16 protein-coding genes and 1 riboswitch are annotated in these 16,784 nt (G+C 47.8%); of the genes, 13 read left to right on the top strand and 3 right to left on the bottom strand.

The annotated features are described in order from the left end of the window. Window positions 1-90 precede the first annotated feature (90 nt). Window positions 91-1,785 (bottom strand): proline--tRNA ligase, encoded by a 1,695-nt coding sequence (locus B3A20_RS06035; protein ID WP_290762807.1) that lies wholly within the window; start codon window positions 1,783-1,785, stop codon window positions 91-93. A 616-nt stretch (window positions 1,786-2,401) separates the two neighbouring features. Between B3A20_RS06035 and B3A20_RS06030 the strand changes: the two genes are divergently transcribed. From B3A20_RS06030 to B3A20_RS05990, 9 genes are all read left to right on the top strand, one after another. Next, window positions 2,402-3,037 (top strand): DUF2914 domain-containing protein, encoded by a 636-nt coding sequence (locus tag B3A20_RS06030; protein WP_290762805.1) that lies wholly within the window; start codon window positions 2,402-2,404, stop codon window positions 3,035-3,037. A gap of 74 nt (window positions 3,038-3,111) precedes the next feature. Then, window positions 3,112-4,428: an FKBP-type peptidyl-prolyl cis-trans isomerase N-terminal domain-containing protein gene (locus B3A20_RS06025; RefSeq protein WP_290762803.1), complete on the top strand. Its 1,317-nt coding sequence runs from the start codon at window positions 3,112-3,114 to the stop codon at window positions 4,426-4,428. A 90-nt stretch (window positions 4,429-4,518) separates the two neighbouring features. After that, entirely contained in the window at window positions 4,519-6,420 is a 1,902-nt protein-coding gene (gene mnmG / locus B3A20_RS06020; protein ID WP_290762801.1) for a tRNA uridine-5-carboxymethylaminomethyl(34) synthesis enzyme MnmG, read from the top strand. Between the two features lie 187 nt (window positions 6,421-6,607). Further along, a complete protein-coding gene (locus B3A20_RS06015; protein WP_290762799.1) occupies window positions 6,608-6,916 on the top strand; it encodes a hypothetical protein in 309 nt (102 codons plus the stop codon). Window positions 6,917-7,028: 112 nt separating this feature from the next. Then, window positions 7,029-7,133: riboswitch (TPP riboswitch) on the top strand. Then, window positions 7,124-7,330 carry a sulfur carrier protein ThiS gene (gene thiS / locus B3A20_RS06010; RefSeq protein ID WP_173562422.1) on the top strand — a complete coding sequence of 69 codons (207 nt, stop codon included), beginning with the start codon at window positions 7,124-7,126 and terminating at the stop codon, window positions 7,328-7,330. (Overlaps the previous riboswitch by 10 nt.) Beyond that, window positions 7,330-7,974 carry a thiamine biosynthesis protein ThiF gene (gene thiF, locus B3A20_RS06005; protein WP_173562424.1) on the top strand — a complete coding sequence of 215 codons (645 nt, stop codon included), beginning with the start codon at window positions 7,330-7,332 and terminating at the stop codon, window positions 7,972-7,974. Before thiS ends, thiF begins: the two co-directional genes overlap by 1 nt. Before the next feature lie 16 nt (window positions 7,975-7,990). Next, window positions 7,991-8,761 (top strand): thiazole synthase, encoded by a 771-nt coding sequence (locus B3A20_RS06000; protein WP_088639744.1) that lies wholly within the window; start codon window positions 7,991-7,993, stop codon window positions 8,759-8,761. A 133-nt stretch (window positions 8,762-8,894) separates the two neighbouring features. Then, entirely contained in the window at window positions 8,895-10,160 is a 1,266-nt protein-coding gene (gene thiH, locus B3A20_RS05995; protein WP_173562427.1) for a 2-iminoacetate synthase ThiH, read from the top strand. Window positions 10,161-10,271: 111 nt separating this feature from the next. Beyond that, window positions 10,272-11,000: a type II secretion system protein gene (locus B3A20_RS05990; protein ID WP_290762792.1), complete on the top strand. Its 729-nt coding sequence runs from the start codon at window positions 10,272-10,274 to the stop codon at window positions 10,998-11,000. A gap of 94 nt (window positions 11,001-11,094) precedes the next feature. Here B3A20_RS05990 and B3A20_RS05985 read toward each other — a convergent pair whose 3' ends face one another. Then, window positions 11,095-11,862, bottom strand: a complete 768-nt coding sequence (locus tag B3A20_RS05985) for a type II secretion system protein (protein WP_290762791.1) — start codon at window positions 11,860-11,862, stop codon at window positions 11,095-11,097. A gap of 177 nt (window positions 11,863-12,039) precedes the next feature. Here B3A20_RS05985 and thiE point away from each other — a divergent pair, with 177 nt between their 5' ends. The 3 genes from thiE (at window position 12,040) to B3A20_RS05970 (ending at window position 15,118) form a co-directional block, all read left to right on the top strand. Next, window positions 12,040-12,678, top strand: a complete 639-nt coding sequence (gene thiE / locus B3A20_RS05980; protein ID WP_290762790.1) for a thiamine phosphate synthase — start codon at window positions 12,040-12,042, stop codon at window positions 12,676-12,678. Between the two features lie 106 nt (window positions 12,679-12,784). Beyond that, on the top strand, window positions 12,785-13,609 hold the full coding sequence (locus B3A20_RS05975; RefSeq protein ID WP_290762789.1) for a type III pantothenate kinase: 825 nt from the start codon (window positions 12,785-12,787) through the stop codon (window positions 13,607-13,609). A gap of 18 nt (window positions 13,610-13,627) precedes the next feature. Further along, a complete protein-coding gene (locus B3A20_RS05970; RefSeq protein WP_290762788.1) occupies window positions 13,628-15,118 on the top strand; it encodes a hypothetical protein in 1,491 nt (496 codons plus the stop codon). A 234-nt stretch (window positions 15,119-15,352) separates the two neighbouring features. Here the strand turns inward: B3A20_RS05970 and B3A20_RS05965 are convergent, their stop codons facing one another. Further along, a complete protein-coding gene (locus B3A20_RS05965; RefSeq protein WP_290762786.1) occupies window positions 15,353-15,481 on the bottom strand; it encodes a hypothetical protein in 129 nt (42 codons plus the stop codon). A gap of 15 nt (window positions 15,482-15,496) precedes the next feature. On the opposite strand from B3A20_RS05965, the gene B3A20_RS05960 reads away from it, so the two are divergent. Next, window positions 15,497-16,784: nucleoside-diphosphate sugar epimerase/dehydratase (locus B3A20_RS05960; protein ID WP_349680069.1), on the top strand; the 1,288-nt coding region annotated here is incomplete at its 3' end.

The following is a 16,784-nucleotide window of genomic DNA, read 5'->3' as shown; positions in this document are numbered from 1 at the left end:
GGGCAATAGAGCAAAGAAAAAAGCCTGCTCGTAAAGCAGGCTTGCAATTTTTAAAAAAGGAGATTCCCGCTCAAGGCGGGAATGACACGTTTATTCAGCGAAGTATTCCTTGGCCTTGGCGATAACGTCTTCGACCTTGACCATGGTGAATTCCTTCTCGTTGCGGAACTTCCATTCGACTTCGCCGTTGGCGAGTCCCTTCTTGCCGATAGCGATACGCACCGGAGAACCCCAGAGGTCGGCGTCCTTGAACTTGACGCCCGGACGTTCGTCGCGGTCATCTACGAGCACGTCGATGCCGGCTGCTTCGAGTTCCTTTTCGAACTTTTCAGCGAGTTCCACGAGTTCAGCTTCCTTGCCGATGGGGACGATTTCCACTTGGAACGGGGCGATGGACTTGGGCCAAATCGGTCCGAAGTCATCGTGGCTGTTTTCCACGACGGAAGCCATCAAGCGGCCCACGCCGATGCCGTAGCAGCCCATGATGGCGGGAGCGGTTGTCTTTTCGGCGGTGAGGAACTTGGCACCCATAGATTCAGAGAACTTGGTGCCGAGCTTGAAGATGTTGCCCATTTCAATGCCGCGAGTCTCGGTGAGGAGCTCGCCGCAGCAGGGGCACTTGCAGACTTCGCTCGCTTCGGCGATGTCGGCCACTTCGAACTTCGGGAAGTCGCGCTTCGGGTTGCAATGCTTGAAGTGGAAGCCTTCTTCGTTGGCGCCGGTCACGAGGTCGAAGGAATCGGCGATTGCTTCGTCCACGATGATGCGGGTGTCGTGAGCGTTAATCGGGGAAGCAAATCCCGGAACCATGCCGCAAGCCTTGATGAGGCTGTCTTCGGCCGGGTAGAGTTCCTTGGCCTTCAGCAAGTTGTGGAGCTTGATTTCGGAAACGTCGAGGTTGCCCGGAACCACGACCGTGATGAGCTTGCCTTCGAAGTCGAAGAACACGCACTTGGCGGTAGATTCGGCAGGAACGTTCAGGAACTTGGTGAGTTCGTCGATGCTTGCACAGTGCGGAGTTTCGACCTTTTCGAGTGCTGCATTTTCGTCGCCCTTGAACGGCACACGCTGGAACTTCGCGATTTCGCGGTTGGCCTGGTAGCCGCACTTCTTACAAAGAATCAAGTAGTCTTCGCCGTTCGGAGTATCGAGCATGAATTCGTGAGCGACCTTACCGCCCATGATACCCGTATCACTCTGCACCACCACCGGTTCAATGCCCACGCGACGGTAGATGCGGAGATAAGCGTCGTATTCTTCCTGGTAGTGACGGTCGAGGTCTTCCTGGCTGGTGTGGAAGCTGTAGGCATCCTTCATCAGAAATTCGCGGACGCGGATAAGACCGCCGCGGGCGCGGGCTTCGTCGCGGTACTTGGTCTTGAACTGGTAGAGCATTACCGGCAGCTGCTTGTAGCTGTTGAGCACGTAGCGCACGAGGTCGGTCATGGCTTCTTCGTGGGTCATGGCGAGCACCATGTTGTGGTTGTTGCGGTCCTTGAAGCGCAGCAGTTCTTCGCCAATGGCCTGGTAACGACCCGATTCGCTCCAGAGTTCAGCGGTCTGCACCACCGGCAGGTCCACTTCGATACCGCCAATCTTGTTCATTTCTTCGCGGATGATGTTTACAATCTTCTGGATCACGCGGAAACCCATCGGCATCATGGAGTAGATACCGGTAGAAACGGGCTTGATGTAGCCGCCGCGCATGAGGAAGATGTGGGAGGGCATGGTGGCATCGCTCGGCGTTTCGCGGAGCGTGACGTAAAAGTACTTGGAGAGTTTCATTGTTTTTGCCTTTTAAAATTTTTACGGCGTAAATTTAGAAATTAGACAAGAGATTAAATGCGCGATCCGAGAGAATGTTAATCTTTATGGATTGTTTTTTTATCTTACTGTCATGGAATTTTTAAACAGGTTGCGGGAAAAATCCGCCGTGCAAAAGGTCGAGCGATTTTTCCCAGCTATCGCCTTTTTAGGCGGGTTCAGTTGGGATTCGTGGACGATTGGGAGCAGGGTCTATGGCTCTGACCTCATATTCTTGTTATTCTATTATATGCTTGCTCTAGTCTCGATATACTTTATAGCTACGCGAAAACCCGTTACTTGTCGCGACGATTGTTGCGCAGAGGAATCCCCCGTTGAAATTTCAAAAAATATAATCAGCAGGGCGATGAATCACGAATGGCCGGTTGCTTGGATAGACCGCTTGACTTGGGTAGTGCAATTTTGTTTTGGAAACCTTTACAGCGCACTTGTCATTTGCTATTTCAAAAGCTCTGGTTCCATAGCTGCATTTATCATCGTATTAATCCTAATTGCGCTCCTTATCGGCAACGAATTTTTGAAACAGAAATATGAAAAATTTGGAGTGAGCCTTGCGTTCTTTTGCCTGCTCGGAACGATGTTCTTTAACTTCTTGATTCCACATTTGGTACACGGAATGGGGGCGTTCTGGTTCTTTTTAAGCACCTTTATTTCTATAGGAATTTGCTATTTACTTTGGTTAAAGTCGGAACGTCATAAGCGAACTCTTGTAGCTCCAGTTGCAATTACATTTATTTTATCCGTCGCTTATATGGCAAATTGGATAGCTCCTGTGCCACTTGTGCTGAAACAGCAAATTGTCTGCAAAAATTTTGATAACGTTTCTTATTCCTGCGATGCGGACCATTTAAATTTTTGGCAAAAAATCGGATTTAGTCAAGCGACAATCCATAAAGACGAAGGGGAAGAAATTTATTTTATGTCCTCGGTTTACGGCCCGGCAGAACTCAAAGCACCCGTAGAATTCCGCTGGTACTACAAAGAACCTTCTACCGGAAAATTTAAATTGACGGACAAGATTTCGTCAAGTCGGATGGTGATTCGTGGTGGGCGAGATATGGGCTATCGAAGCTATTCCAAAAAGAAAAATATCCCTAGCGGGGACTATCGCGTAGAAACGGCATACAAAGATGGCGCAGTTATCGGGGCAACTTCGTTTAAAGTCCTTGACGGAATGCCTAAAAATGGTTTTGTCCGTGATTCACTCCGCTAAAAAATATGTATATTAACACGCGAAAATAGGAATGAATACATTCCTAGAGATTTTATGACTTAGGAGTCTAAAAAATGAAACTGAAAAAAATTGCTCTTGGTGCAGCAGCCCTTGCCTTGGTGGCTTGTGGCGAAGCACAGAAACCGATTGCAAAAGTGGCTGCTATTACGCCGGATTCCGCTGATGACCAAAAGTTTGCCTATATGCTTGGTGCTCAGTTCGGCCTTCAGAATTTTACAAACCTTCCGTGGCAGACAGGGTATGGCCTTGATGAAGATGCTACGGTTCAGGCTTTCCGCGATGCTATCGCCAACCTGAACGATACAGCCGCCAAGCTCCAACTTTCGGAAGATTCTATTGCCGCTGTCAGCAGACGCATTCAGAACGCCATGCGTGAACGCTATTTCAAAACTCAGCCGGACTCGACGGTAACCAAAGATAAGAACGATGAACAAATTCGTGCTTATGTCGATTCTGTCCGTAAGGCACTGCCGGTTGAAGCGGCTCCCGCTGTTCAAAATGCCAACGTGAAACTTTCCGCAGAAGCGTCGGAACTGCAAAAATTTTCTTATGTTGTCGGTGTCCAATTTGGGAACCAGTTCTATAACATTGGTCGCCAGTTCCAGACCGAATTTGACGGTGACTATTTTGTGCTTGGCCTCCGCGATGCCGCAAAGAAGGTGCGCGACACAACGCAGGTTCTTGCTCTTCCGGATGATTCCCTCAGGGCTATCGGAATGCGCTATAACGAAAAGGCCAAAATTCTTCGTGAAGAAATGACTAAGAAGCAGCAGGCTGAAGAAGAAAAGCTTAAGGCAGAAGTTGCTAATCTCCGTGGCGATACGCTTGCAAATGGCATGCCCGCCAAGATGAACTTCAGCGTGAAGGCTTCGGGCATTACGGTCAAGGCCGAAGACTTGAGCGCATTCGCTGGTAAGCCGCTCCTCATGTTCTACTTCTCTGCTACATGCGGTCACTGCGCACACGCTGCTCCGCAGATTCTCGAAATCGCAAAGGAATTTGCACCGAAGGGACTTACGACTGTTTCTGTCGCTAGCGGTGGAAATAACAAGCCGGGCATTCGTCGCTTTATCGACGACGCCAAGTTTGATGAAACGATTAGCGTTATTTGGGACGAATCCCGCCAGTTCGGTGAACTCTACAGCGATGGCTACGTTCCGAAGGTCTACCTCGTGAATCCGGACGGCACCTACAAGCAGTACGCCGCCTTCGAACGTGAAAAAGACGACTTGAAGAAAGAAATCGCAGAACTTCTCAACGGCAAGAACGTTGAATGGAAGATTGAAGTGAAGCAGGCTGCTGATTCTGCTAAGGCTCCTGAAGCAAAGCCTGAAGTCAAGAAAGACGCTAAGGCAAAGGTCAAAAAGTAATCTTTAGCTTTTTCAAAAACTTAAAGACGCATCCTCTCGAGGGTGCGTTTTTCTATAGCCGTATTGATTCATATTTTTTAAATTTGGCGCATGATTATCGCAGAATTTGATGTTGTCGTTGTCGGTGGCGGTCACGCCGGTATTGAAGCCACACATGCCGCATGGAAGATTGGTGTCAAAACCGCCATGCTCACGATGGATTTGAACGCTATTGGCAGAATGTCGTGCAACCCGGCAGTCGGTGGCGTTGCTAAAGGTCAAATCGTTCGCGATATCGATGCTCTCGGTGGCCTCATGGGGCTTTTGACCGACAAGGCTGGCATCCAGTTCCGTATGCTCAACATGAGCAAGGGCCCCGCCGTTTGGGGACCGCGTGCGCAGTGCGATATGAAGTATTACAGCGAAGTTGCCCGCGAAACGATGGAAAGCTTGCCAGGACTTACGCTAATCCAGGGGGAACTGGCTTCGTTTGAACGTATGAACGACGGACGTTTGGAACTAACGCTTTTGAATGGCGACCGCTATATCACGCGTGCGATTGTGGTGACGAGTGGAACGTTCCTTGCCTCCAAGATGTTCACCGGCCTTGAAACAAGCATCGGTGGGCGAGTGGGCGAACCGAGTGCAGACAAACTTTCAGAATGTTTAGCAAAAAATGGCATCCGTCTGCGCCGCCTCAAAACAGGTACACCGAGCCGCCTGGATCCAGATTCTATCGACTTTAACGAATGCGACGTGCAACATGGCGACGAGCATCCGTGGCCGATGAGCGACCGCCATTTTGACGGATTAACTCCAGACAAATTCTGGGGAGACCAGATTAACAAGTTTATCCGCAACGATTGCGTTTGCTGGATTACTCGCACGAACATCAAGACGCACGACATTCTGCGCAGCGGCTTCAAGGACAGCCCGATGTTCAGCGGCCGTATCCACGGCAAGGGCCCGCGCTACTGCCCGAGTATCGAAGATAAAATCAACCGTTTTGGCGACCGCGACGGGCACCAGCTGTTCCTCGAACCGGAACAGGCTGATATCGGGCGTGTCTATATCAACGGTTTCAGTTCCAGCTTGCCAGCGGACATCCAGCTTGCCGCCATCCACACAATTCCGGGCCTCACACGTGCTAGGGTTCTGCAAATTGGTTACGCCGTGGAATACGATTCCGTAGACGCCACGCAGCTTTATCCGACGTTCGAATGCAAGAATGTTCCGGGACTCTATTTTGCGGGCCAGGTCTGCGGCACGAGCGGTTACGAAGAAGCCGCCGGTCAGGGTCTTATGGCAGGCATCAACGCCGCTCTCAAGGTCAAGGGCGAAGAACCCTTCATTCTCGGGCGCTCCGAAAGCTATCTCGGCGTGATGGTCGATGATCTTGTAAACATATTGCTCGATGAACCGTACCGTATGTTCACGAGCCGAGCCGAATACCGCCTGTTCCTCCGCAGTGACAATGCCGAAATGCGCCTCAAGGAAAAGGCCCGCAAGATTGGCATGATCAGCGACCGCGATTGGGAAGACTGGACTCGCCGCCGCGACCTCATGACAAGTCTCAAGACGCAATTTACGGAAACTTCTGCAACGCCGGAAGAGGCAAACGTCATTCTCGAAGCGGGCGGTCAAGCTCTTGCATCCGAACGCACCCGTTGGATTAACGTGCTCCGCCGTCCAGGAATCGACCCTGAAACGTTCTTCAAGGTGGCTGCTCCCGATGCTAAAATCACGCGCCGAGACCAGTGGTACATGTATGCCGAAGAGCTTTATGCCGGGTTCTTCGACCGTCAGGAACGCGAAATTGACGACCAGAAGAAGATGGAAAAGGTCAAGCTCTCGCCAGACTTCGATTACATGTCCATTACGGCCATTAGCATTGAAAGCCGCCAGCGCCTCAACGCCCACAAGCCGCTAACGCTTGGGCAAGCAAGCCGCGTGCCCGGAGTGCGCCCCGCCGACATCACCGTCCTCGCGCATTGGCTGGAAAATAGGTCGTAGGTTTTAGGTTACAGGTTGTAGGGAAAAAGTCGCGGCTTTGCCGCCCTTTAAAAATTTGCGTAGCAAATGATTATTTACCCTAACCCCTAAAACCTAATACCTAACCCCTAACCTCTCACTTGCTTTTTCTCGATTTTTTACTATCTTTGCGCCCGTCAACTTAAACAATTTTCCAAGAGGTATATATATGGCAGAAGAAGCAGAAGTCAAATCCACAGAAGAAGTTAAGCCTCAGGAAACAAAATCCCAAGAAAAATCTCAAGTAAAGAAGGCTCCGTCCAAGAAAAAGCGCCCGTTCAACGGCAAGCGCAAGGGTGGTGCTCCTGCTGCTGCAAAGAAGCCGGCTGTCTTTAGTGATTCCCTGGAAGATCGTTTCCCCAACCTTGCTGCAAAGCTCAAGAAGTCCATCGAAGATGGTATCAAGCAGAAGATCAAGGACGCTCAGAACGATCCGAAGGTCAAGGCCGCCTCTAAGAAATTTGCTAAGGAAAAGTAATCTTACTTCTCAAAATCTTTTGAAATGCTCCGCACCGCGGGGCATTTTTGTTTATAGAAAAAGCGCGGCAACCGCCCTAGTTACTTGCCAAATACCCCTTCAATAGTTAATTTTATGGCGCTTACGGGAGCTCGTAAAACGGGCTGAGAGGAAGTTGAAAACTTCGACCGAACCTGATTTGGATAATGCCAACGTAGGGAGGTTCCATTGAACTCAAATCCAGTCAAAATCAACGGTGAAAACGTCACGGCAGCAGGCATGACCATTGCCGAATATTTGGCGTCCGCAAATTACGATACAAAACGCATCGCCGTTGAGCGCAATTTGGAAATCGTCCCCAAATCAAAGTATGCTGAGGTCGTCCTCGAAGCGGGGGATGTCGTCGAAGTTGTGAACTTTGTTGGAGGCGGGTGATGGAAAGCGTTCGAATCCCGAGCAGGGAAGAGTTCCGACGCGCACTCGTACAAAAGCAAGGCGAAGAAATCGTTCAAAAATTGGAACAGGCCACAGTTGCCATCTGTGGTGTAGGTGGACTGGGCTCAAACGTCGCCATCAATCTCGCTCGCGCGGGCATCAAGAAGCTCATTCTCGTGGATTTTGACCGTGTTGACGTGACGAACTTGCAACGCCAGCAGTACAAGGCATCTCAGGTTGGAGAGCCTAAAGCGTTTGCGCTCGTTGAAAATTTGAAAGAAATAGCACCGTACACAGAGCTTGAAGCATACGACGAAAAAATCACGGAAGAAAACATAGACAAGTTCGTGGCTAACGCTGATGTTGTATGCGAAGCGTTCGACAATCCCGAAACAAAGTCGATGCTGGTAAACGCTGTGCTTGAAAAGTATCCGCAAAAGTATCTCGTCGCAGCTTCTGGAATGGCAGGCACGGACGATGCGAATTCCATCAAGACGCGTAAGATTTCAAAACATTTTTACCTCTGTGGCGATGGCAAGAGCGATGTGACTCAAGGGCTTGCGCTCCTTGCTCCACGCGTGCAGATTTGCGCAGCGCATGAGGCGCTCACGATTATCCGGATTATCGCCGGTCTAGAAGTTTAACATAAAGGACATGCAAATGAATTCTGACAAACTTGTTATTGGCGGTCATGAATTTGATTCTCGTTTTATTCTTGGTTCTGGAAAGTATTCCCTCAAGCTCATTGAAGCTGCGGTCAAGGATGCAGGCGCTCAAATTGTAACGCTTGCCGTTCGCCGTGCAAACACGAAGGAACACGAAAACATCCTCGATTACATTCCGAAAAACGTTACGCTTTTGCCGAATACGTCGGGCGCTCGCAATGCCGAAGAAGCAGTCCGCATCGCAAGGCTTTCCCGTGAACTTGGTTGCGGCGACTTCGTGAAAATCGAAATCATGCGCGATACCAAGTACTTGCTCCCGGACAATGCCGAAACCATCAAAGCGACCGAAACACTTGCGAAGGAAGGCTTTGTGGTGATGCCGTACATGTACCCGGATTTGAACGTGGCACGCGATCTCGTGAACGCCGGTGCAGCCGCCGTGATGCCGCTTGCATCGCCGATTGGATCGAACAAGGGCCTTTGCACAAAAGACTTTATCCAGATTTTGATTGACGAAATCGAACTCCCGATTATCGTGGATGCTGGCATCGGTAAACCGTCCGAAGCTTGTGCTGCCATGGAAATGGGTGCTGCCGCTATTATGGCAAACACCGCTCTTGCAACGGCTGGCGACCTCCAGCAAATGGCATCGGCGTTCAAGCTTGCTATCGAAGCTGGCCGCAAGGCTTACCTCGCCGGGCTTGGCCGCGTACTTTCCCGTGGAGCATCCGCATCCGATCCGCTCACAGGTTTTTTGAGGGACTGATTTTAGGACTTAGGTTTTAGGTCTTAGGTTTTAGGAAAATAATTGCACCGAAGGTGCCTATCTAACCTAACCCCTATAGCCTACAACCTATAACCTAACATTGACCATTGACTATTGACTAACGACTAAAGCAATGACAACAGAACGCAAAGACAACAATTACTTTTTTGATTCTGGGAATCTCTCGCCGGCGGCTCTAGAACGCAAGCACAGAATCGAAACGGATCCGTCTGTCCGCACGGACATTATGGAATACCTGCCGGGAATGGAAGTGATTCAATCCGACATCCGCGACAAGGTTCTTGCGGCATTTGATAGCTACGAAGCATCCAAATATACGGCACGAGATGTGCAGTTTGCATTGCAGCACGACACCTGTTCTATCGAAGATTTCAAGGCTTTGCTTTCACCGGCTGCGGCTCCGTTCCTTGAGCAGATGGCCGCCAAGGCAAAGATTGAGACGGGTCGCCATTTCGGCAACAACGTCTATCTCTTTACGCCGCTCTACATCGCGAACTACTGTGAAAACTACTGCGTCTATTGCGGATTCAACTGCTACAACCACATCAAGCGTATGCAGCTGAACATGGAACAAATCGAGCACGAGATGAAGGTCATCGCCGATAGCGGCATGGAAGAAGTCTTGTTGCTCACCGGCGAAAGCCGCGCCAAAAGCAGTGTCGAATACATCGGTGAAGCTTGTAAGCTTGCCCGTAAGTACTTCAAGCTCGTAGGCGTTGAAGTTTACCCGGTGAATGTCGATGAATACAAGTATTTGCACGAATGCGGCGTCGATTACGTGACTGTGTTCCAGGAAACGTACGACCGCAAGCGTTACGAACAGCTTCACTTACTCGGCCACAAGCGCGTATTCCCGTACCGCTTCGATTCTCAGGAACGCGCCCTCATGGGAGGCATGCGTGGTTGCGGATTCTCTGCACTTCTCGGACTTTCGGATTTCCGCCGTGACGCTCTCGCAAGCGCTCTGCATGTTTACTACTTGCAAAAGAAGTATCCGCATGCCGAAATGAGCCTTAGCTGCCCGCGTCTCCGTCCGATTGTGAACAACGAAAAAATCAGCCCGCTCGATGTTCACGAAAAGGAACTCTGCCAGGTGCTCTGCGCCTACCGCATTTTCCTTCCGTTTGTGGGGATTACAGTCTCTAGCCGCGAAAGCAAGGAATTCCGCAATGGCATCGTAAAAATCGCCGCCACGAAGATTTCTGCAGGCGTTTCGACCGGCATTGGCGACCACGAAAGCAAATACAGCGGTCATGATGACGGGGAAGGCGGCGACGAACAGTTCGAAATCAATGACGGTCGCAGCATCGACAAGATGTACGCCGACATGAGTAGCGAAGGCATGCAGCCCGTGCTGAACGATTACCTGTATGTGTAAATGTGAAAAAATGATTTAGCTCACATTTGATTCCTAAAAAGCGCCATTTTCAATATGAAAAAGGTGCTTTTTTTTGTGAATACCTATATTTAAGAAAAAAAGGGAGCGATTATGAATACATCCAAAAAAAACACAGGTTTCTCATTAATTGAGATAATGGTTGTCATCGTAATTCTAGGGATTTTATCAACAGTTGCAGTTCCAAAATTATTTGGTGTAGTTGAACGATCAAGAGAGCGGCTTGATTTGATAAAACTTTGGAATATTAAGAAAGCCGTTGAAAGAAATTTGGTTGGACATGATTACAGCGTATTCACCTCGATTTCAGGTGCAACAACCGGCAATTGGGGAGATCTTTGTAAAGAAGCCTGTACTTTAGATATGTATTTGAAGGACAAAAGCGGAATGACTTTGTTTGGTGTCGATGTAGCTCAGACAACGCCAAGATACCGAAAGGGAACTGCAAATATGGATGAATCCTACCAAAATGGTTTTCTTGCTGATGTTCTAAAAGAATCTGGTTTTGAGGTAATGGCTCGTTGCTTGCTAGGACGGGGTGGGACTGGTGGATTAAGAACTTGCTCTCAGAAACCTTTTGAATCAAGGTCTTTAAATACAAAAATATCTGAAGGTGGCGTGGCTGCAATGCACAATGGAACATATAGCGTAAAAATAAAGTGGCAGAACGTAGGAACTAAAAAAGAAAACGGACAAAATGTTTCATATCCAGCATCAAAAGATGTTATTGTCTGGATAGGCGGCGATTGGAATGATGCGGGACGCGGAAAATATGGCACTTGTTTTTCAACATTGGGTGATTCCGCTTGTAAAAACAAATAGGATGATTAGTAGCAACGTCTAAAAAGCATTGTTACTTATTGAAGCAGTCAAAGGATGGATAAAAAAGCCTCGGATTTTGTCCGAGGCACTTTTATTACTTCTTGGAACATGCTTTTCGACCATAAGTGGAGAAACAGGTTCCGTTATCGGATAGATAAGCTGAATTCCAATTATGTCCGTTTTCAATCATGTATACTTCCACTGAATATCCTGGATTTTTTGGGTCGGACCAACGAACACTGACGGTATAGCGAGTATTGTCATTTATCTTACCGTGATTGAGTGCTCGGCTTTGGAACAGCTGTTTTTTAGGAGCCGTTCGATACCATAATCCATTATTATCTCTCCATGGTATGGATGTGTAAGTCTCCGATCCTTCACTCTCTTTTTTCCAAATTCTATCGGCAATGATATCGGCAACGCCTTCAAAGTTCGCGTCCTTTAGAGCCGAATAGAACGTGCCGTCGTATCCTATCATTTCACAAATGTTGTTTGCGTTGTTTGCGCTACCATGGCTTCCCTGAACATTGATTGACAATGTTTTATGTAGTTCAATCACAAACAACGTTGCACCACGGTCGGATTTAAGACCATTGACAAGTCTAGTCAAGAGAGCATTTTTTGCATTGTCATCCTGCTTCTTAACAGGTGTATAGTGAGTCATGGCATCGCCATCCTCAATAAGCGCCAAATTGATGGCGTTTCTGAGGTCGTAAAGTTTCATTAAGTCGATTTTTTCACGAGCCTTTTCACCAAAACCAAAAAGTTTCGGCATAGCAACGGTGGATAGGATGCCCATAATTGCGATAACCACCATAAGCTCCATGAGGGTAATACCCCTCTTTGAATTCATCGGTTTCATAGTATCGCTCCATATGTCTGTAGGACGATTCGTCCCATTTTTTATAAAAATAGATAACCAAAACAGGTCGCGACATATTTTCGTGATAAAAAAGTAACAAACGTGAGAAAACGCACAGATTTCAAGCTTTAAGCTGTTCTATTCCAAAGTAGAGCAATTTTTTCTACCTTTAAAAACATGAAAAATCTTGATACTACGCTCTATTTCATTACCGATAGCACAAGCGTGCCAGCAGAACGTTTTTTGCCTACTGTAGAAGCAGCCTGCAAAGGCGGAGCAACGCTAATCCAGCTCCGCGAAAAGAACCGCTCTACGCGAGAATACATGGAGCTTGCGACAGCGACACACGAAATAACCAAGCGTTACAATGTCCCATTGATTATTGATGACCGAGTCGATGTAGCTCTTGCAATCGATGCCGAAGGCGTACATGTTGGTCAAACTGACATGCCCGTGAAAATCGCCCGCCAGCTGATGGGTGAAGATAAAATAATCGGAGCGACGACGAAGACTGTACCTCAGGCTTTGGAGGCTTACGAACAAGGTGCGGATTATCTAGGCGTTGGTGCAATTTATCCGACGACTACTAAAGTAGTCACAATTCTCACAAGTGTCGATACGCTCAAGGCAATTGTCAAAGCCGTACCGATTAAGGTGAATGCGATTGGCGGGCTCAATAAAGACAATATCGATGTGCTCAAGAGCTCAGGAATTTCTGGCATTTGCGCGGTTTCGGCCATTATGAAGGCGGCGGACCCGGAAAAAGCAACACGAGAATTGAAGCAGGCTTTTTTTAAACTAGTCAATAGTCATTAGTCTTTAGTTATTAGTTTTTAATTTGGCAGCTATGCTGCGATTATAAAAACCAATGACCAATAACCATCAACCAATAACTAATTGATTATTACTATCTTTCATTGCAATGAAAAAGAATTTAAAGAATGCGTTGTCGTTTGTGGTCGATGTGGGCAATACGCACACAGTCCTTGGAATATATAAGGGCGACAAAGTTGTAGATCACTGGAGACTCACCACTCGCAAGGAAACAACTTCTGATGAAGTGATGAACCGCGTGGGTGGCCTCATTCATCTTTCTAAGATTAAACTTGAATCCGTAACGCATGTCGGGCTTTCTACCGTGGTGCCATCTCTTGAACGCCCATGGGTCAAAGCATTGCAAACACTCCTCAAACGCCCTGTACAGGTGGTCAGTTCGACCAACTGCCTCAGTTGCCCAATTGCATACCCAAATCCGAGCACGCTTGGTGCAGATAGACTCTGCAATATCATTGCACTCAAAGAACGCGGCTTGACAGATGCTATTGTCATCGATATGGGAACGGCGACCACTTTTGATGTGATGAAGGATGGCGGATTTGCTGGAGGGATCATCATTCCTGGCATTAGCGCAAGTCTTGACGTCCTAACGCAAAAGGCAGCCCGACTCTTGCCGGTGAGCATCGAATGGCCCAAGCGCCTTATTGCTAATAATACGGACGATGCTATCCGAGCGGGGCTTTTGTTCGGCTTTATGGCGGAACTCGAAACGCTTGTTGCAAAAATTAAGCAGGAGATGGGTAAGAAGGATGTTCCAGTTTTTGCAACGGGTGGCTGGGGACGCACGATTGCAAGCCATACAAAAATAATCGATACTTACGATCCGTATTTGACACTTGATGGCATTCGTCTGGTTGCGCTTCATGGCGATTCCGCGGCGGAAGTCATTGACAAAGACGCCGAAGAATAATTGAACTCGGAGGGGAAAATGAAAGCTATTTTCACAGGCCTTATTTTAGCAACGATGGTTTTTGCCGAAACCGGTCGTTCTCCTGTAATCAGTTCTGAACGCACTCGTAACCTGCGCGGGCTCGATTACGCACCGATGCTTTTTGAATACCATCGTCAAACAATAGGCGAGGGGAACCACTTTTTCACCTATCCTCGGCGCGATACAACGTTCCAAAAAGATTTTTACAAGAATCACAAAAACGCGATGGCATTCTTTGAAAGCGATAGCAATTCCTCGCACAAGTTTGCTATTGCGGTAAGCCCGATTCTTGGCATAGACTACAAGTCTTCGTCTGCACTCGGTGATACTATTTGGCCATCAATCGATGGAGGCCTTTTCATCCGCGGTTTTGCCGATTCACTCGACTTCGATCTCGATGCAAGAATGTACTCAGAAGGCCATGCCGCCAAGAAACCCAAAAGCTACGACCACGAAGTCTTTGACGTCCAGAAAAAAGACAAAGGTGACGGCGGAATTGATTACGTCAGTTTTTCACGCTACCGCGCACACTTAGCTCTAAACTACGCATGGGCAAGACTCCAGCTCGCTCGCGATGTTTTACATTGGGGCCCAGGCTACTACAACAATCTTTCGCTCAACCAGTTTGCGCTCCCGTACAATATGCTCTCGCTCGACCTCACATTTGGTCCGTTGCGCATCTACAGTGTATACGCAGATCTCCGTGTAAATTCCTGGAGCTACAGCAAAGACAACCTGAACGACCGCAACCTCTATGCACATCGTTACGAGCTCTCCTTCAAGAATTTCACACTAGGCATTTCTGAAATTCAAATTCTTTACAACGAGAATAAGCCTTGGCTGTTCGTTCCTATAGCACCGCTGTTTATTGAAAAAGGGAACTACTCCGAACGCGTGAATAACGGGGCTCTAGCCATCGACATGAACATCCAGCTATTCAAGATGGCCCGTATATACGGTGAATTTTTCCTGGACGACATGGAATCGCCTTACGCCGTTTACCAGAACCGCTATAGCAACAACCGCTGGGCAGCCATGCTTGGTGTCCAAGTCGCTCGAGATATGGAGGTTAAAGGCAAGCCCTTGCAACTCGGAACAATCGCCGAAATCGCACGCGTAGAACCGTTTACATACTGCCATTACGACACCGCTCAGGGACAAATGGCGCACCTCGGCCTTCCGCTCGGAAACCCCAACGGCCCGAACTCTCTAGCTATCGACTGGACGCTTTACAGCCGCCTTTTCTGGAACGCATCATCAAGTTTTTTCTTTAGCCTGCACAACAAGTGGCTCTGGAAAGGGGTGGATTACGGCAGCGATATTAACGACCCATATAAGACTCAGCGGAAAAAATTTATAGACAAGGCTCCCTTGCAATACACGATTTCCCCATCCATCAGCTATGGCGGCAGACACGCCTCTTTTGAATTTGAGCTGATTTTTGGCGAAATTAGGGGTGCTTTTGTGCGTTCTACCTTGCATTGGTAGTCTTTTGTAACTATTTTATAATCATAATGTTGCTTTCGCAACTAGATTTTAATAAATCTGTAGGGATTTGGTATGTCCAAAGTAGTTAGCTTGTTTTCCAATTTTCGTATCCGTAAACGGGTTTTGGCGTTAGCGGATGCATTTATTGTTGTTGTTGCTGGACTATTTGCCAATTTTTTATTGCCTCTTTATGCAAACGCCATTGATAGAACAGACCAGTTTTCCATTTTCTTTTTAAGCGTCATCATGTGCTTCAGTGCGCTTCTTTTCTTTGGGGCATACAACAAGCTGTGGCGCTACTTGAACCGCTATGATTTTTTGAGCTGCGTTAAAGGTGTTTTTACAGGACTTATCGTTACCCATTTTGTCTTCTATTTAATGAGGGGCGTGCTGTATTGGGAGTTTGCCCTCGTACATGCTTTTATTGCAAGCTTTGGCGTGTGCCTTTTCCGCTACATGTTCCGAAGAACATTTATTTCCTTAGTCAATACCGGACATAAAGAAGCAATAAAAAAACGCACCATGATTATCGGTGCCGGTAATGCCACTATGCTTTTGCTCAACGAAATCAAGAACAGCGCAAAAGATGCAGAAAACGGCGTTGCCACATCAAACGCATCAAAGATTAATCCAATCTGTCTCATAGACGACGACCGCCATAAGATCGGCAAAATGTTTGAAGGCGTACTCGTTGCTGGCTCGACTACTGATATTCCCAAAATTGCAAAGCAAGAAGAAATCGAACAGATCCTTTTTGCAATTCCGAGCTGCCAGCCGAAAGATCGCCAGGTCATCATGGACTTGTGCGGTAAAACCGGACTCCCGGTAAAGGTTCTTCCTTTTGTGGGCTCGATTTTAGATACATCCAATGTCGGAGACGGTTCAACCAGCTTTGCCACTCAGATCCGTGATATCAAGGTCGAAGACTTGCTTGGACGTGATCCAATCAAGTTCGACAACAAGGATATTCGCGCCTATATCGAAAATAAAGTTTGTATGGTGACCGGTGGCGGAGGAAGCATCGGTAGTGAACTTGTTCGTCAAATTGCAAAGTACAATCCTAAACAAATTATCATTGTCGATATTTACGAAAACAACGCTTACGATATCCAGCAGGAACTTGTAATGGAATACGGAAAGTCTTTGAACCTTGTCACGCTTATCGCTAGCGTTCGAGACTATTTCCGCATGAACCAGATTTTCAAGACCTACCAGCCGGAAGTGATTTTCCATGCCGCAGCCCATAAGCATGTACCGTTGATGGAAAACAACCCGATGGAAGCGATTAAGAACAACGTTATCGGAACATTTAACGTGGCCACCCTTGCCATGTTCAATAACGTCAAAAAATTTGTGATGATCAGTACCGACAAGGCCGTGAACCCGACAAACGTTATGGGAGCCTCTAAACGTTGCTGCGAAATGATTGTGCGTTTCATGTCTATGCAGAAAGACAGTAATACTGAATTTGTTGTCACTCGTTTTGGTAATGTGCTTGGCAGTAACGGTAGTGTAATCCCTCTGTTTAAGCGCCAAATTGAACAGGGCAAGCCTGTTACGGTTACTCATCCCGAAATCATCCGCTACTTTATGACGATTCCAGAAGCGGTAAGCCTTGTGCTCGAAGCGGCTAGTATCGCTCAGGGAGGAGAAATCTTTGTTCTTG

The organism is Fibrobacter sp. UBA4297, from assembly GCF_002394865.1.
Lineage (GTDB): Bacteria > Fibrobacterota > Fibrobacteria > Fibrobacterales > Fibrobacteraceae > Fibrobacter.
This window is presented reverse-complemented; position numbering and strand designations above follow the sequence as displayed.